The organism is Pseudomonas viridiflava (assembly GCF_001642795.1).
GTDB classification, from domain to species: domain Bacteria; phylum Pseudomonadota; class Gammaproteobacteria; order Pseudomonadales; family Pseudomonadaceae; genus Aquipseudomonas; species Aquipseudomonas viridiflava.
This window is the reverse complement of the sequence record NZ_LKEH01000048.1, coordinates 176,008-197,693: the sequence shown is the minus strand read 5'-3', so window position 1 is coordinate 197,693 and position 21,686 is coordinate 176,008. Positions and strand designations below refer to the sequence as shown.

21 protein-coding genes and 1 pseudogene are annotated in these 21,686 nt (G+C 56.8%); 15 read left to right on the top strand and 7 right to left on the bottom strand.

The genetic code is table 11. From position 1 onward, the window contains the following. Window positions 1-105 precede the first annotated feature (105 nt). Window positions 106-1,092 carry a hypothetical protein gene (locus AO065_RS25940; protein ID WP_004887770.1) on the top strand — a complete coding sequence of 329 codons (987 nt, stop codon included), beginning with the start codon at window positions 106-108 and terminating at the stop codon, window positions 1,090-1,092. 2 nt (window positions 1,093-1,094) lie between these two features. On the opposite strand, the gene AO065_RS26895 is transcribed toward AO065_RS25940, so the two are convergent. After that, complete coding sequence (locus AO065_RS26895; protein ID WP_235811630.1) at window positions 1,095-2,315, bottom strand: Druantia anti-phage system protein DruA; 1,221 nt, start codon at window positions 2,313-2,315, stop codon at window positions 1,095-1,097. 707 nt (window positions 2,316-3,022) lie between these two features. Here AO065_RS26895 and AO065_RS25935 point away from each other — a divergent pair. Beyond that, window positions 3,023-3,283, top strand: a complete 261-nt coding sequence (locus AO065_RS25935) for a helix-turn-helix domain-containing protein (protein ID WP_004887765.1) — start codon at window positions 3,023-3,025, stop codon at window positions 3,281-3,283. Window positions 3,284-3,285: 2 nt separating this feature from the next. Next, window positions 3,286-4,620 carry a type II toxin-antitoxin system HipA family toxin gene (locus tag AO065_RS25930; RefSeq protein WP_004887763.1) on the top strand — a complete coding sequence of 445 codons (1,335 nt, stop codon included), beginning with the start codon at window positions 3,286-3,288 and terminating at the stop codon, window positions 4,618-4,620. Window positions 4,621-4,700: 80 nt separating this feature from the next. Here the strand turns inward: AO065_RS25930 and AO065_RS25925 are convergent, their stop codons facing one another. Next, window positions 4,701-4,937, bottom strand: a complete 237-nt coding sequence (locus AO065_RS25925) for a helix-turn-helix domain-containing protein (protein ID WP_004887761.1) — start codon at window positions 4,935-4,937, stop codon at window positions 4,701-4,703. A 281-nt stretch (window positions 4,938-5,218) separates the two neighbouring features. Further along, window positions 5,219-5,455: a helix-turn-helix domain-containing protein gene (locus AO065_RS25920; protein ID WP_004887760.1), complete on the bottom strand. Its 237-nt coding sequence runs from the start codon at window positions 5,453-5,455 to the stop codon at window positions 5,219-5,221. A 559-nt stretch (window positions 5,456-6,014) separates the two neighbouring features. Between AO065_RS25920 and ycaC the strand changes: the two genes are divergently transcribed. Then, window positions 6,015-6,641 carry an isochorismate family cysteine hydrolase YcaC gene (gene ycaC / locus AO065_RS25915; protein WP_054540870.1) on the top strand — a complete coding sequence of 209 codons (627 nt, stop codon included), beginning with the start codon at window positions 6,015-6,017 and terminating at the stop codon, window positions 6,639-6,641. 93 nt (window positions 6,642-6,734) lie between these two features. On the opposite strand, the gene AO065_RS25910 is transcribed toward ycaC, so the two are convergent. Next, window positions 6,735-7,169 carry an HIT family protein gene (locus AO065_RS25910; protein ID WP_004880028.1) on the bottom strand — a complete coding sequence of 145 codons (435 nt, stop codon included), beginning with the start codon at window positions 7,167-7,169 and terminating at the stop codon, window positions 6,735-6,737. Window positions 7,170-7,289: 120 nt separating this feature from the next. Here AO065_RS25910 and AO065_RS25905 point away from each other — a divergent pair, with 120 nt between their 5' ends. The 11 genes and pseudogenes from AO065_RS25905 (at window position 7,290) to AO065_RS25855 (ending at window position 16,994) form a co-directional block, all read left to right on the top strand. Beyond that, window positions 7,290-7,748, top strand: coding sequence for a VOC family protein (locus AO065_RS25905; protein ID WP_004880030.1), 459 nt, complete (start codon window positions 7,290-7,292; stop codon window positions 7,746-7,748). 87 nt (window positions 7,749-7,835) lie between these two features. Then, window positions 7,836-8,078 carry a hypothetical protein gene (locus tag AO065_RS25900; RefSeq protein WP_004880035.1) on the top strand — a complete coding sequence of 81 codons (243 nt, stop codon included), beginning with the start codon at window positions 7,836-7,838 and terminating at the stop codon, window positions 8,076-8,078. Between the two features lie 297 nt (window positions 8,079-8,375). Further along, a complete protein-coding gene (locus AO065_RS25895; protein WP_004880037.1) occupies window positions 8,376-9,593 on the top strand; it encodes a methyl-accepting chemotaxis protein in 1,218 nt (405 codons plus the stop codon). A 9-nt stretch (window positions 9,594-9,602) separates the two neighbouring features. Beyond that, entirely contained in the window at window positions 9,603-9,971 is a 369-nt protein-coding gene (locus AO065_RS25890; protein WP_004880039.1) for a response regulator, read from the top strand. A gap of 23 nt (window positions 9,972-9,994) precedes the next feature. Continuing rightward, complete coding sequence (locus AO065_RS25885) at window positions 9,995-10,285, top strand: STAS domain-containing protein (RefSeq protein WP_004880042.1); 291 nt, start codon at window positions 9,995-9,997, stop codon at window positions 10,283-10,285. A 42-nt stretch (window positions 10,286-10,327) separates the two neighbouring features. Continuing rightward, window positions 10,328-12,412 carry a chemotaxis protein CheA gene (locus AO065_RS25880; protein WP_004880044.1) on the top strand — a complete coding sequence of 695 codons (2,085 nt, stop codon included), beginning with the start codon at window positions 10,328-10,330 and terminating at the stop codon, window positions 12,410-12,412. A 30-nt stretch (window positions 12,413-12,442) separates the two neighbouring features. Next, complete coding sequence (locus tag AO065_RS25875; RefSeq protein WP_004880046.1) at window positions 12,443-14,101, top strand: methyl-accepting chemotaxis protein; 1,659 nt, start codon at window positions 12,443-12,445, stop codon at window positions 14,099-14,101. Window positions 14,102-14,137: 36 nt separating this feature from the next. Beyond that, on the top strand, window positions 14,138-14,677 hold the full coding sequence (locus tag AO065_RS25870; protein ID WP_004880047.1) for a chemotaxis protein CheW: 540 nt from the start codon (window positions 14,138-14,140) through the stop codon (window positions 14,675-14,677). A gap of 9 nt (window positions 14,678-14,686) precedes the next feature. Continuing rightward, window positions 14,687-15,425: pseudogene (locus tag AO065_RS25865) on the top strand (CheR family methyltransferase). Continuing rightward, window positions 15,422-15,955, top strand: coding sequence for a chemoreceptor glutamine deamidase CheD (gene cheD / locus AO065_RS25860; RefSeq protein WP_004880052.1), 534 nt, complete (start codon window positions 15,422-15,424; stop codon window positions 15,953-15,955). Before AO065_RS25865 ends, cheD begins: the two are co-directional and overlap by 4 nt. Then, complete coding sequence (locus tag AO065_RS25855) at window positions 15,918-16,994, top strand: protein-glutamate methylesterase/protein-glutamine glutaminase (RefSeq protein ID WP_004880053.1); 1,077 nt, start codon at window positions 15,918-15,920, stop codon at window positions 16,992-16,994. The genes cheD and AO065_RS25855 overlap by 38 nt, the downstream gene beginning before the upstream one ends. Window positions 16,995-17,238: 244 nt before the next feature. Here AO065_RS25855 and AO065_RS25850 read toward each other — a convergent pair whose 3' ends face one another. The 3 genes from AO065_RS25850 to AO065_RS25840 form a co-directional block, all read right to left on the bottom strand. Beyond that, the gene (locus tag AO065_RS25850) at window positions 17,239-18,165 is read right to left on the bottom strand and encodes a Gfo/Idh/MocA family protein (RefSeq protein ID WP_004880055.1); all 927 of its coding nucleotides are present in this window, start codon (window positions 18,163-18,165) and stop codon (window positions 17,239-17,241) included. 123 nt (window positions 18,166-18,288) lie between these two features. Next, on the bottom strand, window positions 18,289-19,065 hold the full coding sequence (locus AO065_RS25845) for a DeoR/GlpR family DNA-binding transcription regulator (RefSeq protein ID WP_004880056.1): 777 nt from the start codon (window positions 19,063-19,065) through the stop codon (window positions 18,289-18,291). Window positions 19,066-19,300: 235 nt separating this feature from the next. After that, on the bottom strand, window positions 19,301-21,040 hold the full coding sequence (locus AO065_RS25840) for a dipeptidase (protein ID WP_004880057.1): 1,740 nt from the start codon (window positions 21,038-21,040) through the stop codon (window positions 19,301-19,303). Window positions 21,041-21,686: the final 646 nt, after the last annotated feature.

Genomic DNA, 21,686 nt, shown 5'->3' with positions numbered 1-21,686 from the left:
TTATGCGCCACTTCGCTTCATCATCGTAGATATGTCGAAGATATTATACATGTGATAGGTCTACCGATCGGCGCACATGTTAGATTACGATACAGGAAGCCTTATGTGGATCAAGCCTACTGGGATATGCTCAACGCGGGAACTCTATCAAACAACTTCAAAGCTCTAGTCGCGGTCAGCGGATTGAATAGCCACGGCGCACCTAGCATTATACCCCTAAGAAAGGGCTCAATTGTTTCTGCACGATGCGATGGTGATCTTGCCACTGTAGACATCTCCCTAGAAGAATACATATTCACTACCTCACCTGGGTCAAGCTTTTTGGATTCGTTGAGTGTTATAGCTAAGAATCTGCCAAACGCAAAAAACAACACCGCACTGTATTTACAGCCGCTATCTACATCCCCGAAAGGCCTGTCTGCAAACAGCACAGTCAAGGGCTGGGAAAGGGTGGCAGCAGCTTTTTTCGAGATAGACAACCCAACAAGCGATAAACATACGGATAGTCTTGTCCCATTTTTATATCATATAAGAAAACCAAGTGACACAGTAACAAAGAAACTAAAGAAGCTTGGTCAGTTGTTCATTAAAATGGGTGACAAATTTGACATGGAGTTCCATACGATTGCTCGCCCCACGACAAACGCCATAAGAAATCCACTGGGTGAAATCGTAGTCGACTTGTCACACCCCGCAGCCAGTTTTATAAGTTCTCGGAGGGTTAGAGTCGATTCAAGTAGGGACGTAAAGACTTTGGGACTCACTACAACACCACTTTTTAGTAACGCTGATGGACATCTTTCCATTCGCACGAATATCTTCCAATACGAGAAATCCGACCCTACCTCTGTCAGTGAAAGCCTCATACCTGCTTCTAAACGCATTGAGATAACACTTGCCAGGTACGACTTCCCCTTACGCGTAGGCGGGATCAGGCCAGTCCTTGCTTCTGCCCTTATCGCAGGAGCAGCTGCGCTCTCGGTCTATAAATTTACGACACAAGGTGAATTAAAAGGCCAAGACGCGTTAATACCAGCTGTGATTTTTATTCTGACATTTTTCGGCTTGACTTTAGGCATAATAAAAAAATAGCCCTACCCGAGCGCTGTGAGAATCAAACTTTCAGTATCGACTGACTTCCAGCGCTCATCCCGGATTGAGCGCGGGAGACACCAACGAGATTGCCAGTACTCGACCCACAACTGATCATCAAACTTAGCAGTATCTGGAAGTGCATCATCTCTGCAAACCGCAAGTAGGTTGTGTACCAGCTCAAAAATAAATACTTCTCTCTTTATTCCATGTGAAAGATAGTTTCTTGACATGCCCAAATCATTCAAAGCACGCATAATATTTTGCCAGCGAACTTTTGGGCCGTTTCCAAACCCTGCAGGAACATGACGACCGGTACTTTTCAACCACTCCACCATCTTCGGATAGAGCTGTTCAAGATGAATCGTACCATATCCTTTTGTATACCCCAGAGAGGTTGCGAGAGGTCGATCAGAGTATTTTAGTCGATTATAAATTGAGCTACGGCCAAATGCACTTGCAGTCGTGATTGCCAAAAGCGGTTGCGGAGCTCGCCTGCCTAGCTGGGTACTTAGTTTGTTACCGTAAAGAGACCAATAGGCTTGTCTTATTTTTTCGGAATGTAAGTGCCCCGCTACTAGCTTCCCGCCAAGCAACGCAGAATAAGCCGGCGTAGCGCCAATAGTATAGGCATCTAAAGTGTTATTTATAAATTCTAATTTTTTAGCTTTAGGTGCACCCAAGTACTCATCTCGGCAAGCGAGATCCGCAGATGGAGACTGCAGTCCTATTATCCCCACTACTGCGTCATGATAAGTATCCATTAAAACGAACCGTATTCTTCTTCCATAGCCACGAGAATATGGCATTGACCAATACCCCCGTACAATTTTGAAGAGCTTTTCTTCCAAAGATCGTTCTTTTACAAGTACAAGTTCGGTTCTAATTTTAGATGGATCAATTTTACTGCCATGAGGAAAATAACTGGATAGCTTAGTCAGCTGAAGCTTAAGAGCAACGTAGTCCACAGAGCGGTCCCACTGCTTGGCGGCCAAATGCAATGATCGGATAACATCCTTATCGCCTGCTTCACTGGATTGTTGGCATAAGGCCCAAGCGTCGTGAATCTGCTCACCAAGAAGCGCCTTCATCTCTTCATCATGACGCGCGACTACCGATTCGTCGTCGGCGATACCCAAGCTTGAAAGCAGGTCCATTTGTGAAGCAGATGTCGTCACTGAATGCTGCACCAAATTTGAGCCAAAACCCGATGATAATGCCAAATACCTGACCTAAATGTCAACGGATATTCACAGCATCTACCATATCTGGATGTAGTTCAGCTTCGATTAAGGTACAATTGCGGTACACAGCCAACGTTCATGGTGTTTCAGCAAACTTCGCCAAACTACTATTTCACGGTAGTTTGCACTTGTGTTACTTACTTCTAGCTTGTGTAGATTTCATTGAATATACCTATTAGCTTGGCAACTCATAATCCTTTGGTCCACGGTTCGAGTCCGTGTGGGCCCACCATACTCAAAGCCGCGCATTGCGCGGCTTTCGCGTTTCTGGGTGGTGCATAATAATTACAGTTCTATGGACTATTGCAGAGATGACCCACTACTCGCTGTCAGCTTGCTGAATACCCCTGACAACGCATATGAATCACGAAACCGAGGGCCTACCAAATGGTGCTCGCCCTCAATCAGATTGCGCCCCACCCTATCCAAAGTCGACATTACCTGGCTTTTTCATCTCTGTAATAGAGACGGCCAAACCCGTTCACTTAACTATTTCCACTGCATTGGTAGTGATGAAGTATTGAAGGGCGATGCAAGCCAGCCTGTAGCCCGCGAGCCACCAGCTATCAAAAAAATACTTATTTGTAGCTATTGGGCCACATTAATCGGGTAAACCATTGCGCCAATGTAGCCCATAAGCTACATTTTTCGATATTACATCTGTTTCTGACGCTCAAGGGCCACAAGTGACCTCTCTATACGATATTTCCGAGATGCTCAAACACGCGCGCGGTGACGCGAAGCTGAGCCAAGAGACGCTGGCCAGCCGTGCCGGTGTCTCGCGCTCCACCGTGGCACGCATGGAAACGCTGGCTAAAGGCGACATGAGCGTTTCGGCGCTGGTTCGGCTGTTGGAAGCTGCGGGCTATGATCTGAAACTGGTTAAGACCGGACACCAACGCACAGTTGAAGACATCCTCAACGAGCAGCGATCAGGGAGCGCTTGAGCATGATGCTGGACGTCCACGTCAGCGCAAGGTTGGTAGCCAAGCTCTACCGGGAGCGCGATGAATACATACTGAAATACCTTCCAGACACAGCACCTGAAGACTTTGTGAGCCTGACGATGCCTGTTCGTGAAGAAGCATGGCGCTGGCCCCGCGACCTGTTCCCGTTTTTTCGGCAAAATCTTCCCGAGGGTTATTTGCTCAGTGTTATCCGCGAAGAATTCGGCCCTTTGCTCGACGGCACTGATTTGTCACTGCTGGCCGTAGTGGGAGGCACCGGTATCGGTAGAGTCTCGATCACTCCTGAGGGCGTGCGGCCTGGAGTCGAGATGGCCCCCTTGGAGATAGAACGCTTGCTCAAAACGGAGAACACTAGCGAACGGTTCGCCACATTGGTACGGCAATATGCTCGAGTAGCCATATCAGGGGTCGTGCCGAAATTCATTGCCGCCGACACCGCCGGAACTCAGGAGCCGCTAGGCAAACCGACTCTGCGTACCGGCCTTCACATCATCAAAGGCTCCGACGACACAACTCCTTTTCTGGGTTTTAACGAGTTCTATACCATGCGCGTACTGGCCAGGCTTAATGTCGTGCCGGTCGCAGCCTGTCGTATGTCAGAGGACGGCAAAGTATTGGTAGTGGATCGCTTCGATGTGGACGACCGCGGCATCCCAAGCGGTGGAGTCGAAGATGCCTGTGGGTTGCTGGGTTTACCACCCCATGAGAAGTACGCCCCCACCACCGAGCGACTATGGAATGCTACACGCCCCTATATTCCTGCTGACCGTCTGCAAACACAACGCGAGCATCTGGGCTGGCAACTGCTTACCAACTACGTCGTGCGTAATTCAGACTGTCACGCGAAGAACATCGCACTGCTTTACACCTCACGTGCGGACGTGGTTTTTACCCCGGTCTATGATCTAGTGACCACTCAGGCCTACCCACGCTTCGCCAGCAACCCTCCCGGTCTTTCCATAGGCGGCAGGAAAACCTGGACACCAGGTCGCTCGGTAGAAACGTTCTTCAAAGCTGTCTTAGGCATTTCACCGCGCCAGTACGCTGCAATGGTCGAACAGCTCTGTGAGTCGGCTATAGCCGTCGGTAAGGAAGTGATCGAAGCGTCAAAGAATGAGCCAGCTTGGCGCGATGTAGCCAAACATATGGTGCACGCTTGGAATGAAGGGATGGAGACATTGCGCAGCCCCAAGGCTGCCCCGCATTTTCGCGGTCTGGATACTTTCATCGAAGAAGCCGGCTTATCAGGGCCGAGCAAATCAGAACGCAGTCGTGACGTGATTGGCCGCTCTGAATTACTAGCAAAGAAGCGCTGAAATTTATAAAGAGGTGAACTGGCCCAATGATCCCGGACACCTCTATAGGACGGTGTGACTCTACCCCGCTCCACACATGACTAAATTGGACTCACCTGCCCGCACTCAGCCACCACCTCCCCCGAAGTCAACCAAAGCGCATACTTCCTGAACCGCTCATGGTTAGCCACCTTCAGAAAAGGCTGCAGCCCCATCTCGGTGATCCCCGCCTCGTATTTCTTCCAACTGCTGATACTGATCCCCACGACCTCGCAGAACTCGGTCTGGGTCAGGCCTTCCTGCTTACGGATGGCTTTCATTTTTGCTGGCAGATCCACTTTTTATCTTCCCTGTTGAAAACCACAAAACTCGGGGAGCGCTAAATCGTTCAGGCAAGCGACCTTCAAAACAGCCCAGTCAAAAAGCCGTTTTCAGTACGAGGTCTGGAGCGGCAATACGACGAGAAACTAACATGCGGTGCTCCTGACACACTGCGTCGACTGCATCGCCGGCAGGCCGCCTCCCACGGTTGAGCGTTTGGTCGAAGACGCGGTGGAGCCTCCCAGGCACGGCGATTAACGGCGCACTCATCAATCAACAGATGGCCCAGTCCTCAGCCCTACTCCGCACCAACCTGACCACAATCAGGAGCGGTTTCACCCGTCATCAACCACAGAGTGTACTTCTTGAAATCCGGGTGATTGCTCACCTTGCACAGCGCCCCGTAGCCCATCTCAAACATCGAGGCCTCGTATTTTTTATACGTGCTGAGGCTGATGCCCACCCGGTCGCAAAACTCGGACTGGGTTACCCCTTCCGTGCGCCGGATTGCTTTCAATTTAATAGCCAGGTCCACGATTCACCCTCTTAACAGGATCCTATATGGGGCACACCATTTGGAACCTATATAGGATCCATATTTGCCATCACAGCTGGAGAGATTATCAGAACGCCGCTCTTGACCGGTTCGGTCTGCGTAACCGCAGGTGAGCGGGCTGACTTTGTTACCTGAAAGCAGCCGATAACTCAGCCCCAAAAAACACATCAAACAAAAAACGCTGCACCAGCGCCAACGGGATTGGCTCGCCCGAAAAACGCCCAAACCCCGCATCTTCAATTATCCAAGGAGGTATCACATGACAAAAATCACACTGCACTGCCTGTCGCAACTCCAACCCCGCCCCGAGCACGCCACTGATCACACCGGCAAACGTCGAGGGAAGTTGACGGCGATTGAGTCCCTGCGCCCAGTTGGACGTCAGCGTCTATAGCGCACACACATCTCACCGCCCAGACTGTCTCCTTCAGGTTGACAGACAAACCTTTTTCAAGCGCTTTTTCAACGCTCAGATGGACATTAATCTAGCAACACGTTGAAACGACAGCCACTCACCACTTCGAAAAAGGATTCCATCATGACTAACGCCACTTACAACCGCCTGAACAAAGACGACGCCATCGTTCTGCTGGTCGACCACCAGACAGGTCTGATTTCGCTGGTACAGGACTTCACGCCGAATGAGTTCAAGAACAACGTTTTGGCATTGGCCGACGTGGCGAAGTTCTTCGAACTGCCGACCATTCTGACCACCAGCTTCGAACAAGGCCCGAATGGCCCGCTGGTACCGGAACTCAAGGAGATGTTCCCGGACGCGCCCTACATCGCTCGCCCTGGCCAGATCAACGCCTGGGATAACGAAGACTTCGTCAAAGCGATCAAGGCCACCGGTCGTAAGCAATTGATCATTGCCGGTGTGGTGACGGATGTCTGTGTAGCGTTCCCGACCTTGTCGGCGCTGGCTGAAGGGTTTGACGTGTTCGTGGTGACTGACTCGTCCGGCACGTTCAATACAGCTGTGCAGCAGGCCGCCTGGAACCGCATGACGCAAGCAGGCGCGCAGATGATGAACTGGTTCTCGGTGGCGTGTGAGCTGCAGCGCGACTGGCGCAACGATATTGAAGGTTTAGGCAATCTGCTGTCCCAGCGTATTCCGAACTACCGCAATCTGATGAACAGCTACGCAGCCTTGACTGCACGCTGACAGATCGTCGCAGGAGGGCATTTTGCCCTCCTGCTTGCACCTCAATATCAAGCCTGACTAAAGCGATGCCACCGCGCGCTTAATGCGCCACGATCAGTCCAGCATTCCCTTCAGCCTGTCTACCTCGCCAACCTGATTCACCCTCTCCTCCGCACTCAACATCCGCTCGCAATACTCACGACTCACAAAAAGTATCACGTCGTTTCCATCCGGCTCAGCGGCATACTCAGGATGCGCTGCTATCTCTGCGAGCAATGCCTTGGTTACTGGCACCACATGAAAATGCAGATTGAAGCCTGCCGAGAAACCCAGTTTGTAGACGATCACTTTCCAGGGTTCATACACCCGCATCAGAAGCTGTTCGGTCCTGCGCAAAACACCTCCCAGCTCAGCCAGCGCCTCGTCGCCAAGGTCTGTCAGGTCAGACGCCGACGCAACGGACGCAACCATCAAATAGCCGTTGTATCGCGCATCACGTCGATGGCTGACACGCCAGTGCCCGGTCTCAAAGATGTCCCACTCGGTCATAAGTCAATCCTCTGGTTCTTCATCTGCACCTGACTCGCAGCGGGAGAATATGACAGCGCACCTCAGGCGTGCGAGATTGCAGGCACTTTGTCATTCACCGCGCCAGCAGGAACACGTTCAATGGACCTGAAATTCAGCCACATCGACGTCCTCGTCACCGACCTCGAAGAAGCCTGCGCTTATTACGCGCGCGTCCTGCAAGCCAAAATATCCAAGACCCTGGTCTGGGAACGCGGCGGTCTGCATGTGCGTTATGCCATCGCGATGATCGGCACGGAGCGTTTCATGCTGGTCCAGCCGTTGGCGGGGAATCTGAAGGAGCTGCTGGATACGTCAGGCGAGGGCATGATTTATCGGCATTGTTATTCGACGCCAGATATCGAGAAGGTTTACGACGAACTGATCGCAGCCGGTGTGCAGCCGGAAGACGAGAACGGCAAGCCGCTGGCGCGTTCGAACCTGCAAACGCCATCCGGGGGAAGGATTATCTGGCTGCCCAAGCGGTTCGGGCATTTCTCGATGGAGATTCTGGAGGAGAAGACGCTGGAGGCGTTTATCGAGGCGGCGTTTGCGGATTAGCATGTAACACACACATTGCCTGACTGTGAGCAAGCGTCAGGACCGCTCTGCCACTCTGCTAGGGTGCGAAAAACCTTGGAGATACCCATGGAAACCGATCCGATTTGCCTTGTTTTCATACCTGCGTTGGTAGCCATTCTTACAGCCGTAGAAAACGAAAAAGGCTCGCCACTCACGGAGGAGGAAGTTATCGGCATCCGGGACAAGGCGACGTGCATGGCGGTTCGGTTCAGTGTCGCGCTCAGTATGGAACAGGAGCGGGGCTATCCGGATATCGTTGCGGAGAACTGCTGGGAGGAATGGCAGCGCCATCGCGAACAACGCGCCTGATTTTTTTACTGCGAGCGCGCGCTGTATCAAAGACATATAGGCGTCTTTTCTGCTCCACGCCGCTGCGTCGAGGAGGGCCTCCTACAACCCGACGTTAGCCACGACGCTGTGCAAAATCCCCCTCCCCTCGCTATTTCCAGAATCACGACTAAACCTAGTACACAGGTATTTCATGCACGTCGTCACCCAACTGTCATCAACCGGACGGATGGCGTCCGTACGGTCTAAAGTTGCCATGATCGAGGCAGATAACCCCTAAGTTGCTTTCATCCGCTGCAATGTTCAAGGATCGAACCCATGACGTCGAGTCAGTACGGTAGTACTCCAGGTCAAAGTCATCCCCGCTTCCTCTGGTTTCCGCTGGTCCCGGTCATCCCGGCCATTGCCTGGATTCTGACTCAGTCGGGCACCTCCTCTGCCAATCTTGCTGCATGCGCCGTACTGGCCGTTCTCGGCGTGAGTACCGGGGTGTGGAGCGCGCGTTCGCAACGTGAACAGGCCGTGCGTCTGACGGCGGATGCGCTCACACAGCGTCAGGCCAATGACGCTGCAATCGGCGCGAAGGCTTCTCGGGCGCAGCTCAATGAAGTGTTGCTGGGTGCGATGCCGATCTGGGCCAAGCAGGTCGAAAGCTCGCGTCAGCAGACCGAGACCGCCATTGTCGAGCTGACCAGTCGGTTCACCGGCATTTCCGAGCGGCTGCAGGAGACTGTTCAGGCGTCGCAGCAGGCCGCGGGTGAGCTGGACGGGCAAAATGCCGACGGCGCACTCAAGGTGCTGGCGCAGAGCGACAGCGAGCTGAGCCAGGTCATCGATTCATTGAAAGCCACGCAAGCCAGCCGCGACGAGACGCTGACTCAGGTGCGCAGCCTCACGGCCTATACCGGCGAGCTGCGTACCATGGCGGCCGACGTTGCCGCCATCGCGGCGCAGACCAACCTGTTGGCCCTCAATGCGGCCATCGAAGCAGCGCGTGCCGGTGAAGCCGGGCGAGGCTTTGCGGTGGTGGCCGATGCGGTGCGCAGCCTGTCGAGCAAGTCCAGCGAGACCGGTCAGCAGATGTCGGCCAAGGTCGACATCATCAACAATGCCATTACCCAACTGGTTCAGGCTGCCTCCAGCGGCGCGGATCAGGACAGCCATTCGGTGGCCGAGTCCGAACAGAGCATTCAGCATGTGCTGCAGCGTTTCCAGAGCATTACCGGACGCCTGGCCGAATCCGCCGACCTGCTGAAGCAGGAAAGCTACGGTATTCGCGACGAGATGACCGAGGTGCTGGTCAGCCTGCAGTTCCAGGACCGGGTCAGTCAGATCCTCACCCATGTGCGCGACAACATCGACTCGCTGCACACCCATTTGCAGCAGTCCAGCCAGTCTCCGGACGAGGCCGTCGCGATCAATGCCCGCGAGTGGCTGGCGCGCATGGAGTCGACTTACGCCACTGACGAACAGCGCCGCACGCACCGCGGCGAATCGGCAGCGCAACAGAATTCTCAGGAAATCACGTTCTTCTAGGAGCGAATCATGGCTAAGAGTGTATTGGTGGTCGACGACTCGAGCAGCGTTCGGCAGGTCGTCGGCATTGCGCTGAAAAGTGCTGGATACGATGTGATCGAGGCCTGCGACGGCAAGGATGCACTGGGCAAGCTCAGCGGGCAGAAGGTGCACCTGATCATCAGCGACGTGAACATGCCGAACATGGACGGCATCACGTTCGTCAAGGAAGTGAAGAAGTTGGCCAGTTACAAGTTCACGCCGATCATCATGCTGACCACCGAGTCGCAGGAATCCAAGAAGGCCGAGGGCCAGGCCGCTGGTGCCAAGGCCTGGGTGGTCAAGCCGTTCCAGCCTGCACAGATGCTGGCAGCGGTCTCCAAGCTCATTCTGCCCTGAATGTCCGGGCCACGGAGGCCAGCATGCCGATGTTGAGCGAAACCACTGCTGACACCCTGCGTGTCAGCATCGATGGCGAACTGACGATTTATACCGTGACCGAACTCGCTGCCGGACTACTGCCGCAGATGGGTAGTGCGCCACGCATGCAGATTGACCTGTCGCAGGTGACCGAAATGGACGGCGCAGGGTTTCAACTGCTGGCGGTCATTGAGCGCGAGGCTGGCAAAACCGGCACCGCACTCAGCCTGACCGGGCAGAGCAAGGCGGTCGTGGAAACATTCGAACTGTGTCATCCGGGCGCCTTCGCTTAGCGCCCGTTGCAGTGTGGTTCAGTGATCGAAAAGGAAGTTCACGTGAGCATTAATCTTGATCAGGCACAGCAGACGTTCATCGTCGAGGCGCGTGAGCTGTTGCTGGCCATGGAGGAATCCCTCCTGCAACTGGAAAGCGAGCCGGGCGATCAGGATGCCATCGGCGCGGTATTCCGTGCGGCCCACACCATAAAGGGCTCTGCTGGGTTGTTTGGCCTGACTCCGATTGTCAGCTTTACCCATATTGTCGAAGACGTGCTCGACCGGTTGCGTGAAGGCAGCGTGTCGGTGGATGCGGAGTTGATCGCGGTGCTGCTCAAGTCCGGCGACCACATGCTTGAGCTGATCGAGGTGGTGGCCAGCCGTGGCGAGCAGCTTCAGGCCGCGGCGCTGGAGCGTGAAGCCGCGTTGCGTCAGGCCTTGCAGGCGTATCAGGCACCTGCGCAAGCGGCTGCACAGCCTGTGCAGACGGAAACTGTCAGCGATATTCAGGCAGAAAGGCTGTGGCACATTTCCCTGCGTTTCGGCGTGGACGTGTTTCGCAACGGCATGGACCCGCTGTCGTTCCTGCGTTACCTCAATACGCTGGGCCAGATGGTCCAGGTCACCACCGTGACCGACAGCATTCCGACCGTTGAGGAGTGGGACCCCGAATCCTGCCATCTGGGTTTCGAGATCGATTTCCGCTCGGCAGCCGGATATGCGGCAATCAATGAAGTGTTCGATTTCGTGCGCGAAGACTGCGCCGTAGAGATCACTGCCCTGGATGAAACGGCGGAATCCACAGGCACTGACCTGGTGTCGCAGGACGACACCAGCCCGGTCATCCACAGTGGCGAGTTGCTGGGCGATCAGCGCGCCGTGCCGCGAGGCCCCGCCCAGGTTTCCACAGAGCGGGCATCGTCTGCGAACGAACAGAAGAACAAGGACGGCCGCTATGTGCGGGTCAACGCCGACAAGCTCGATGAGCTGATCAATCTGGTCGGCGAACTGGTGATCGCCAGTGCCGGGGCCAATCTGCTGGCCCGCTCCTGCAACAATGCGCCGCTTCAGGAAGCCAGCTCGACGGTATCGGGACTGGTCGAGGAAATACTCGACGGCGCCCTGCACCTGCGCATGATCCCCATCGGCGATACCTTTAACCGCTTCCGCCGCGTGGTGCGCGATGTCAGTCAGGAACTGGGCAAAGACATCGACCTGATTATCAGTGGTGCAGAGACCGAGCTGGACAAAACCGTGGTCGAGAAAATCGGCGACCCGTTGATGCATCTGCTGCGCAACGCCATGGACCACGGCATTGAAAGCGCTGAAGCGCGCCGTGCTTCAGGCAAGTCGGCAAAAGGTCATTTGAGCCTCAATGCCTACCATGACTCAGGCAGCATCGTGATCGAAATTGCCGATGACGGCGCAGGCCTGAACCGCGAGCGCATTCTGGAAAAGGCGCAGGAGCGCGGCCTGGTCGCGAGCGGCGCGGTGCTGACCGATCAGGAAATCTACAACCTGATTTTCGAGCCCGGTTTTTCCACGGCCGAGGCGGTCACCAATCTGTCGGGGCGCGGCGTTGGCATGGACGTGGTCAAGCGCAACATCACCCTGCTGCGCGGCACCGTGGACCTGGACAGCCAGCCCGGCCAGGGCACCATCGTGCGCATTCGTCTGCCGCTGACGCTGGCGATCATCAACGGCTTTCTGGTCGGCATCGATCAATCGACCTATGTCATTCCCCTGGACATGGTTCAGGAGTGCATCGAACTCGACGAACAGGACCGTCAGTCCAGCCGCGACAACGGCTATCTGGACCTGCGCGGCGAGGTGCTGCCGCTGGTGTACCTGCGTGACCACTTCAACCATGAAGGTCCCGTCGCGCGGCGCCAGAACGTGGTGGTCGTGCGTTATGCGGAGCACAAGGCCGGGCTGGTGGTGGACGACCTGCTCGGCGAGTTCCAGACCGTGATCAAGCCGCTCGGCAAACTGTTCGGCGGCCTGCGTGGCATCAGCGGCTCGACCATTCTGGGCAGCGGCGCGGTGGCACTGATTCTCGACATACCGGCGCTGCTCAACCAGATCGTCCAGCTGGAAGCCCGCTCGACCCAAACCCCTTATTCGCTGTCGGCTGCGGCCCGCTGACGCGCCTGCATTTCCATGGAGGTAACCCCGATGAAATGGTTTTACGATCTGAAGATATCCACCAAGTTGATCACCTCCTTTCTGGTCGTGCTGGCGCTGACGGCGGCCATGGGCGTGTTCGCCATCATTCAGCTCGGGCAGGTCAACCAGACTGCTCAGGACATGAAGGAAAACTGGATGCCCTCCATGCGTGCTGCCTCGGGCATGCGCTTTTACGCGGCCAGCTATCGCCTGAAGGAAAACCGGCACATCGCGGCCGATACGGCGCAGGAAAAGACCCAGATGGAACAGGAGGCTGTCGAGGCGCGCAAGCAATTCGAAACCCGCCTGGCCACCTATGAACACCTGTTGTCCAACGACACGGATCGCCAGTTGTTCAACAGCGTGACCACTGCATGGTCAGCGTACCTGGTGGTTAGCAAAGAGCTGTTCGACCTGTCTCGGCAGGGTCTTGAGAATCAGGCGCGCACGCTGTTGAAGGGCGAGTCCAAGCTGCACTTCGATGAAGCGACCAACCAGTTGCAGAAAATGGTCGAGCTCAACGATGCAGGCGCAACCACGGCCAGCGAGAAAGGCGCGGCCCTGTATGAAAATGCGCGTATCTCGATCATTGCGGTGCTGGTCGCTGCGCTGTTGATCGGACTGGGTCTGGCGCTGTTCATAGCTCGGATCATTTCCCGCCCGCTCAAGGACGCTGCCATCGCCGCCGAGCAATTGGCTGAAGGCAACCTGAGCGCGCAGATAGCGGAAGGCTCGAAAGACGAAACCGGTATGGTGCTCAACGCCATGCGCAACATGGTCGGCAAGCTGTCGCACATCATCGGTGAAGTGCGCAACGCGGCCGACAATCTTGCCAGCGCCTCTGAAGAGGTCAGCGCTACAGCTCAGTCCATGAGCCAGGCGACCAGCGAGCAGGCCGCCAGCGTTGAAGAGACCAGCGCTTCGGTCGAACAGATGAGCGCCAGCATCAACCAGAACACCGAGAACGCCAAGGTCACCGACGGCATGGCCAGCAAGGCCGCCAAGGAAGCCACAGAAGGTGGCGACTCGGTGCAACAGACCGTGGTGGCGATGAAGAAAATCGCCCAGCGCATCAGCATCATCGATGACATCGCCTACCAGACCAACCTGCTGGCCCTCAACGCCGCCATCGAAGCCGCCCGTGCGGGCGAGCACGGCAAGGGCTTTGCCGTGGTTGCCGCCGAAGTGCGCAAGCTGGCTGAGCGCAGCCAGGTGGCGGCTCAGGAAATCGGCGAGCTGTCTTCGAGCAGCGTGGACATGGCCGAGAAGGCCGGCAAGTTGCTGGACGAGATGGTGCCGTCGATCAACAAGACCTCGGATCTGGTGCAGGAGATCAGCGCAGCGTCCGAGGAACAGGCCGCGGGCGTGGCACAGATCAACACCGCCATGACTCAGCTCAATCAGGTAACGCAGCAGAACGCGTCGAGCAGCGAAGAGCTGGCGGCGACCGCTGAAGAGATGAGCAGCCAGGCAGAACAGTTGCAGCAGGCCATGAGTTTCTTCGTCCTGAGTTCGGCATCCAGAACGGCCGTGAACGACTTAAGCGTCGACACCTCCGGCAGCGCCCCGCCTCGCCAGCCATCGCGACCGGTCAAGCCCGCCCCTAAAAAGGCGTTTGCCTACAACATGGCCAGCGCGCCGGATGAATCGGAATTCACCCGTTTCTGATCGCAGACCGGATACAGGTCACACAGGGAGAACGACATGGGCGCACTGGCCAAGACACACCAGACCGCAGCCGCAGTGGAAGAAGAGGCGCAGTACCTGACGTTCATGCTCGGTGGCGAGATGTTCGCCATCGGCATTCTGGGCATCAAGGAAATCATCGAGTACGGCAGCCTGACCGTGGTGCCGATGATGCCGTCGTTCGTGCGCGGCGTGATCAACCTGCGCGGCGCCGTCGTGCCGGTGGTCGATCTGTCGGCGCGGTTCGGCCGGCAAAACTCGGAAACCACGCGACGCAGCTGCGTGATCATCATTGAAGCCAGCACCGAAGACGGTCAGCCGCAGGACATCGGTCTGCTGGTCGATACGGTCTCGGCGGTGCTGGAAATTCCCGCCTCGCAGATCGAGCCGCCGCCGAATTTCGGCGCACGCATTCGTGCCGACTTCATCAGCGGCATGGCCAAGGTCGAGGGCAAGTTCGTCATCGTACTTGAGGTCGAGCGCGTGCTGTCCATCGACGAGATGTCGAGCCTGGCCGAAGCCGGTCAGACACCCGCTCTCGATTTCGACGCGCACTGAGATCCGCATATGCCTGACACAGCCGCACTCAACGACCGCGAATTCGGCCAGTTCCAATCCTGGCTGTATCGCGCAGCGGGTATCAATCTGTCGCCGGCCAAGAAGGCGCTGGTAGCCGGCCGCCTGTTCAAGCGCCTCAAGCACTATGAACTGAAAAGCTATGGCGACTACTTCAAGCTGATCATGACGGACCAGCGCCACGGTGAACTGCAGGTCGCGCTGGACCTGCTGACCACCAACGAGACGTACTTCTTCCGCGAGCCCAAGCACTTCGATTTTCTACGCCAGAACGTGTTGCCCATGGCGACGCCGGGCAAGACGTTCAGGCTGTGGAGCGCCGCCAGTTCGTCNCTCGGACATCAGCACCCAGGTGCTGGCCAAGGCACGCACCGGCCATTACCCCATGGAGCGCGCAGGCACCCTTCCTCAGCCGTTGCTGGTCAAGTATTGCCTGAAGGGCACAGGCCGTCAGGAAGGCACCTTTCTGATCGAGAAGTCGCTGCGCAACAGGGTCAATTTCGTTCAGGTGAACCTCAATGAAACCTTGCCCGATCTGGGCGAATTCGACGTGATATTCCTGCGCAACGTGATGATCTATTTCGATCAGGAAACCAAAAGCAAAGTGGTCGCGCGCCTGCTGCCACGTCTCAAGCCGGGCGGTTTCTTCATCATCAGTCACTCGGAAAGCCTCAACGGTGTAAACGACACGTTGAAGCTGGTCGCCCCCTCGATTTACCGCAAACCATGAAAAAGCCTGTCGGCGCGGCCGAAGTAGTGCTGGCTCCTGGTGAGGTGAGCTTTGCGACCCGCCCTACCCGCCTTCGCACCCTGCTCGGGTCCTGCGTGGCCATTACCTTCTGGCATCCGTTACGGCATATCGGCGGCATGTGCCACTTCATGCTTCCGGGACGCATCCGCAGAGGCCAGCCCCTGGACGGCAAGTACGCCGATGAAGCCCTCGAACTGCTCATCCGTCACGCCCACATCAACGGCACTCGGCCAGAGGACTATCAGGTGAAACTGTTCGGCGGCGGCGAGATGTTTCCCTGCCATCGTAACGGCTTGCATATGCATGACGTTGCCAACCTCAACATCCGCGCCGCGCTGGAGCTCGCCGAGCAGCACCATTTGCACCTGATGGCGCAGGACATGGGCAGCACCGGCTACCGCAACATCATCTTCGACCTGTGGAACGGCAACGTCTGGGTCCGGCACACATCAACAGGGACCATCGATAAAGATGCCAACCAAAAAAATCAGCGTACTGCTGGTCGATGATTCGGCCGTGGTTCGTCAGGTACTGCTGGCGATCCTCAACGACACCCCCGACATGCATGTGATGGGCGCCGCTTCGGACCCGATTTTCGCAATGGACAAGCTGGCCCGGGAATGGCCGGACGTTATCGTGCTGGACGTGGAGATGCCGCGCATGGACGGCATCACCTTTCTCAAGAAGATCATGAGCGAGCGCCCGACGCCGGTGGTGATCTGCTCGTCGCTGACGCAGAAAGGCGCAGAGACCTCGCTGCAGGCATTGTCCGCCGGAGCGGTGGAAATCATCACCAAACCCACCACGGGCCTGAAGAACTTTCTGATTGAGTCGGCAGCCGAATTGGTGACAGCGATCCGTGCGGCGGCCAACTCCAACGTCAGGAATCTGGGAAAGCGCGCGGTGGTTCCGGTGCTGGTACCCGCCAGCAAGCTCACCGCAGATGCCATCCTGCCCGCAGCCAACGGCCACGCCATGGCCCAGACGACCGAACGGATTGTCGCCATTGGTACATCGACCGGGGGAACCCAGGCGCTGGAAGCCGTGCTGACGTCCTTGCCTCGGGTGTGTCCCGGCATGGTGATCGTCCAGCACATGCCGGAGAAATTCACCGCATCCTTCGCGGCCCGCCTCAATGATCTGTGTCAAATAGAGGTTCGCGAGGCGAAGAACAACGACCGTATTCTGCCCGGACTGGCGCTCATTGCGCCGGGCGGCAAGCACATGATGGTGACCCGCAGCGGTGCCTACTATCACGCCCAGGTCATCGACGGCCCGCTGGTCAACCGGCATCGGCCTTCGGTGGATGTGCTGTTTCGTTCAGTGGCCAAATTCGCGGGCAAGAACGCCACCGGAATCATCATGACCGGCATGGGCGACGACGGCGCACGCGGCCTCAAGGAAATGCTTGATGCTGGCAGCTCGACCGTCGCTCAGGACGAAGCGAGCTGCGTGGTGTTCGGCATGCCCAAGGAAGCCATCAAACTCAACGCTGCACAACGCATCATGCCGTTGCAGGAAATCCATCAGGCGATATTGCACCGATAGGGCCGGGCGTCAGGAAACCGAACCTGCTGAACGGCCCCGGCTTCTGCGGGAGGCGCCACCACATCTTCGACATAGCGCTGTCGCGCGGCAAACACCGGACCGTGGGAGGCGGTTTGCTGGCGATGAACGATGACGCGATTTTACTGACCTACCGCGTCGACTGCATCGCCGGCAAGCCGCCTCCCACAAAAACGTGTTCATTCAGCAGATCACGTATTGTTTGACACGAAGAACGCCCCGCCCATCAATCGTAAAACGGCGCAACCAGCACCCGACTGCCCACGAAAAAGCTGTCCGCCACCAGCCGCAATGGCTGCAGGTCCAGGTCGCTCTTTTTACCGACAATGAGTTGCTGAAAATGCCGGTACACCACCGTGTACTCACCCTCTTCCGCCACCGTCTGACGCACGCCATCGATGCTCAACAGTGCGCCGCCATTGTCCAGCCGAAGGACGCCTTCTGCGCAGCGGATTTCGATGCTCCACAGTTCGTTCTGACCATGGTCGAAGTCGAATTCGGCGCGAATGTCGAGGTGGCGGGCGTCGGACATTTTGATGTCAGCGGCGATGGGCGACTGGCAGTTGTCGGGGACGCGCAGTTCGGCAGACTCAACGAACAGTTGCAGCGGCAGCAGGTGGGTCACGATCGACAGGGCATTGATGCCCGGATCGAAGACGCCAAGACCGCCGGGCTGCCAGATCCAGGTCTGGCCGGGGTGCCATTTACGGACGTCTTCCTTCCACTCGATTTTCACGCTTTCCAGCGTGCGCGTCGCGAGCCAGTCGCGCGCGGTTTCGATGCCGGGTGCGTAACGCGAATGCCAGGCAAACAGGCCGGTGACGCCCTGTTCGTGTACCTGATTCACCAGTTCCATGGCTTCGCCCAGCGTGGCGCACGGCGGTTTTTCGACCAGCACGTGTTTGCCAGCGGCAATGGCTTGCTGCACCAGAGCGAATCGACCTTGAGGAGGTGTGCAGAACGCGATGGCATCGACCTGCGGCCCGTTTTCGAGCAGCTCGGTCAGGGACTTGAAGTTCTGAACGCCCGCACAAGGCTGACCCTGAGTAGCGACGGACACCAGCGTGAAAGCGGGATTGGCGAGAATCGCGGGAACATGCTGATCCTGAGCGATCTTGCCGTAGCCCACCAAACCGAGACGAATGGGTTGCATCGGTGACTCCTGATTCTTGTACTTATTAGAGGGTGCGATTAATAGTCATACTAAATAGGGAGCAAACTAGACGTAAATGGCGCGCCAGACAATGGGCAAGCGCGACATACGTGAGTTTTCCGCTCAGGCTGCGGTCACGACGTTGGCAATCCTGCCCAGAAACGGGTCGAGCCGCTCGCGTGGCGCGTCTTGCTCGACCACCAGCGCCGACACGTCTTCGCACTGGGCCACTTGGTAATGAGCGACGCTGGACAGCTTTTCGTTGGTCACGGCCACCACAATCTGGCCGCTCGCGGCGACGACGGCGCGCTTGAACTCGGCGTCTTCCAGCCCGAATGCCGTGACACCGTTGTCCGGATCCAGCGCGCAGGCGCCGAGAAAGCACAGGTCGAAGCTGAACTGGCGCAGTTGCTGGACCGCCGTCAGACCGATCACGCCCCCCGCCGTCGGGTTCAGGCGACCACCCAGCAGAATCACTTCGGCATTGGGCAGTGTCATCAGTTGCACGGCAATCAACGGTGAGTTGGTGGTGAGGGTCAGGTGAAGCCGGGGGTCGATAGCGCTGGCGATGGCGAAGTTGGTGGAACCGGCGTCAATGAAGACGTGTTGTCCGTCGCTCAGCAAAGATGCTGCGGCCTGTCCGAGGCTGTCCTTGCGTGTGGTGTCCTGCTGCACGCGCGCGGCCATGGGGCCTTCAGCGCTGCGCAGCAGAATCGCACCGCCGTAGACGCGCTTGCACACACCCGAGGCAGCCAGCGCACTGAGGTCGCGGCGGATCGAGTGTTCAGACACATTGAATTCGCTGGCCAGATCAGCCGCAATCACCCTGCCGTAACGGGCCAGGCGTTCACTGATCAACTGCTGGCGTTCGCCGGGAAAGGTTTCGTGAGTCGGAGTCATGACAATCTGAACCTGCATAAACGAGCATTAACGATCACAAACGAGCGCTAATATGCCGGGCAGGGTATGAGGCGTCAATCAGTGCGTGGCGACCATTGGACGCGGAGCATGAGCACGATCGGTGTCGAGGGATGATCGTTCCTACGCTCCGCGTGGGAATGCCGCTCAGGACGCTCTGCGTCCGCTCTTGAATGCGTTGCAGAGCGTCCTGTTCACGCCGGATCAGGCCTTCAGATCAAAGCTTCGGCAATTGCCCGATACGCCCCATCATTTCCGTCACGATCTGCAGGTCGAGCAGAAACTGCTCGGTGGTCTTGAACTCGCTGTCGGTGTGTCCGGTGTATTTGGCTTCGGGCATGGCCAAGCCGAACTGCACGCCGTTGGGCAGGTTGTGGACCGAGGTAGCGCCCGCCGAGGTGCCGAACGTGTGGGGCATGCCCAGGTTTTCGGTAGAGACGGCCAGCAGTGCTTTGACCCATTCACCCTCAGGGTTACGGTACATCGGTTCGGCGATGGAGTAATCGAACGCAGGCGCAATCTTGCTCTGCTTGCTCCATGCCGTCAGCTTTTCGGCGATCTCGGCCTTGAGCTTCTCAGGCGACTTGCCTTTCGGCACGCGCAGGTTCACCGCGAGTTTGAAGGTCTTCGCATCCATCCCCACGAAGGTCAGGGAAGCGGTCAGCGGGCCCATGAACTCGTCCGAGAAACCGACCCCCAGTTTGCTGCCCAGATAATCCAGACCCCAGTTGTCAGCCGCATACTGAGCCGCGTCGGTGATGTGGTTGTGCTTCAACTCAACCTTGCCGTCGAGGCTGTTGATGAAGTCGAGTATTCGGGCCACCGGGTTGACGCCCGACGCAGGATCGGACGAGTGGGCCGATACGCCAGTGACGGTCAGCTTCACGTCCTTACCCTCGACCGCTGCGTCCACCTGGAAGTCGCCACCGTTGCGCTTCGCGTACTCGGCACCCGCCTTTTGCAGCTCAGCGGCCAATTCTGCGGGTTTGTCCGTCACCAGCGTGGCGACCGATTTCGATGGAATCTGATTGGTCGCCGCGCCGCCGGTCAACGAGGTGATTTCGGCGCCCTTGCCCTCACCCTTACGCACAGGGAAATTCGCCATCACGGTGCCGTAACCTTTCTCGGCAATGACCACCGGGTAACCGCCGTCCAGCGCCAGGTTGTAGTTCGGCGTCGGGTTGCGCTCGAAGTAGTACGGAATCGCGTCGCCGGAGGTCTCTTCGGTGGTGTCGATCAGCAGCTTGAAGTTTCGAGCCAGCGGCAGCTTTTCTTCCTTGATGACTTTCATGGCGTACATCGCAACCACGATGCCGTTCTTGTCATCCTCGGTGCCACGACCGTACATGCGGTCGCCAATCAACGTGACCTTGAACGGGTCGAGTTTGGTACCGTCCGGCAGCACCCAGTTCGCAGGCGTCACCGGCACCACGTCAGCGTGGGCATGAATACCGACGACTTCCTCGCTGGAGCCCTCGAGCGAGACTTCATAGACGCGGTTGTCGATGTTGCGGAATTTGAGATTGAACGACTCGGCGAGCGTCTTGAGCTTCTCGGCGATCTTGATGAACTCGGGATTGTCGTGCTGGGCGACGCCTTCAACGGCAAAGGTCGGGATGGCGACCAGTTCACGCAGGGTTTCATTCGCAGCACTGCCGTACTTCACACGGGCGTAAATGCCCAGCAGCCGATGGATTTCGTTCTGCTGTTCGGCGGTCAGAGTCTTGTCGTCGAGAAAGGCACTGATCGCGGGTTCGAGATCGGCAGTTTTGGCCAGATCGCTCTTCGCGACGCTCCCCAGAAACTGTCTGAAATCAGTCGCCGACTTTTCATTGAATGTTTTCAGAATGGCGGCGCTTTGTTGCGGCGTGATATTCGCCAGAGCGGAGGGGGCGACGGCTGAAAGGCTGGCGAGCATCAGTGTGGAAGCGGCCAGATGCTTGAGTGAAAGGTTCATTGCTAAGGGCATTCCTTTGCGAAGAGTGTGTGGGAAATAGCTGATCATGTGATCAGAAACGTCCTCAAAATAACACCTCACAGGATGAATGCGGGAGCCTGCCAAACGCTTCCTGTCGCCTTGCCGGTCAAAAGCGACGCAGATATGCAAACCCGTTTGAGGGCACTTGAAGTGGTGCACAACAAAAAATACATGTCCTGAACAGACGCTTAAAACAAATCAGGTTTTAAACAACCTTCAAACTTCGAATGATCAAGCAGCCGTTCAGAAAACATACCCACACCTTCCCCAGCTTAAAATATTCCCAAGACAAATAAATGAATTCAAATTAAATAATTCACCAATCCGTGAGAAAGCTGTCGCCCGACTTAACGGCGTCGAGTTTTCAGCACGGCGCCCGTCATTTGGATCAACAATGGTGCCCGACAAGGCCGGAGCATCCTCGACAACTGCTGCCCTGCCCCGCAAAACCGGCAGTCATATCGATGATGAAATACGTCATGTCCAACACCGCCACGGATTAAAAAACAGACGCTCCATTAACTTTTATTTATAGACCGATAACAGACGTTAATTACAACGCTTATTACATTTAACCCTGAGTCGCGCAGCGACTGCGGCGCAGTGCGCACGTAGCGAAGCACAC

Coding starts and splice junctions, on each gene's coding strand:
- AO065_RS25905 (WP_004880030.1), top strand. CDS start 7,290: ATGGACCTGAAATTCAGCCACATCGACGTCCTCGTCACCGACCTCGAA.
- AO065_RS25910 (WP_004880028.1), bottom strand. CDS start 7,169: ATGACCGAGTGGGACATCTTTGAGACCGGGCACTGGCGTGTCAGCCAT.
- AO065_RS25850 (WP_004880055.1), bottom strand. CDS start 18,165: ATGCAACCCATTCGTCTCGGTTTGGTGGGCTACGGCAAGATCGCTCAG.
- AO065_RS25855 (WP_004880053.1), top strand. CDS start 15,918: ATGCCAACCAAAAAAATCAGCGTACTGCTGGTCGATGATTCGGCCGTG.
- AO065_RS25870 (WP_004880047.1), top strand. CDS start 14,138: ATGGGCGCACTGGCCAAGACACACCAGACCGCAGCCGCAGTGGAAGAA.
- AO065_RS25930 (WP_004887763.1), top strand. CDS start 3,286: ATGATGCTGGACGTCCACGTCAGCGCAAGGTTGGTAGCCAAGCTCTAC.
- AO065_RS25845 (WP_004880056.1), bottom strand. CDS start 19,065: ATGACTCCGACTCACGAAACCTTTCCCGGCGAACGCCAGCAGTTGATC.
- AO065_RS25890 (WP_004880039.1), top strand. CDS start 9,603: ATGGCTAAGAGTGTATTGGTGGTCGACGACTCGAGCAGCGTTCGGCAG.
- ycaC (WP_054540870.1), top strand. CDS start 6,015: ATGACTAACGCCACTTACAACCGCCTGAACAAAGACGACGCCATCGTT.
- AO065_RS25895 (WP_004880037.1), top strand. CDS start 8,376: ATGACGTCGAGTCAGTACGGTAGTACTCCAGGTCAAAGTCATCCCCGC.
- AO065_RS25885 (WP_004880042.1), top strand. CDS start 9,995: ATGCCGATGTTGAGCGAAACCACTGCTGACACCCTGCGTGTCAGCATC.
- cheD (WP_004880052.1), top strand. CDS start 15,422: ATGAAAAAGCCTGTCGGCGCGGCCGAAGTAGTGCTGGCTCCTGGTGAG.
- AO065_RS25840 (WP_004880057.1), bottom strand. CDS start 21,040: ATGAACCTTTCACTCAAGCATCTGGCCGCTTCCACACTGATGCTCGCC.
- AO065_RS25900 (WP_004880035.1), top strand. CDS start 7,836: ATGGAAACCGATCCGATTTGCCTTGTTTTCATACCTGCGTTGGTAGCC.
- AO065_RS25875 (WP_004880046.1), top strand. CDS start 12,443: ATGAAATGGTTTTACGATCTGAAGATATCCACCAAGTTGATCACCTCC.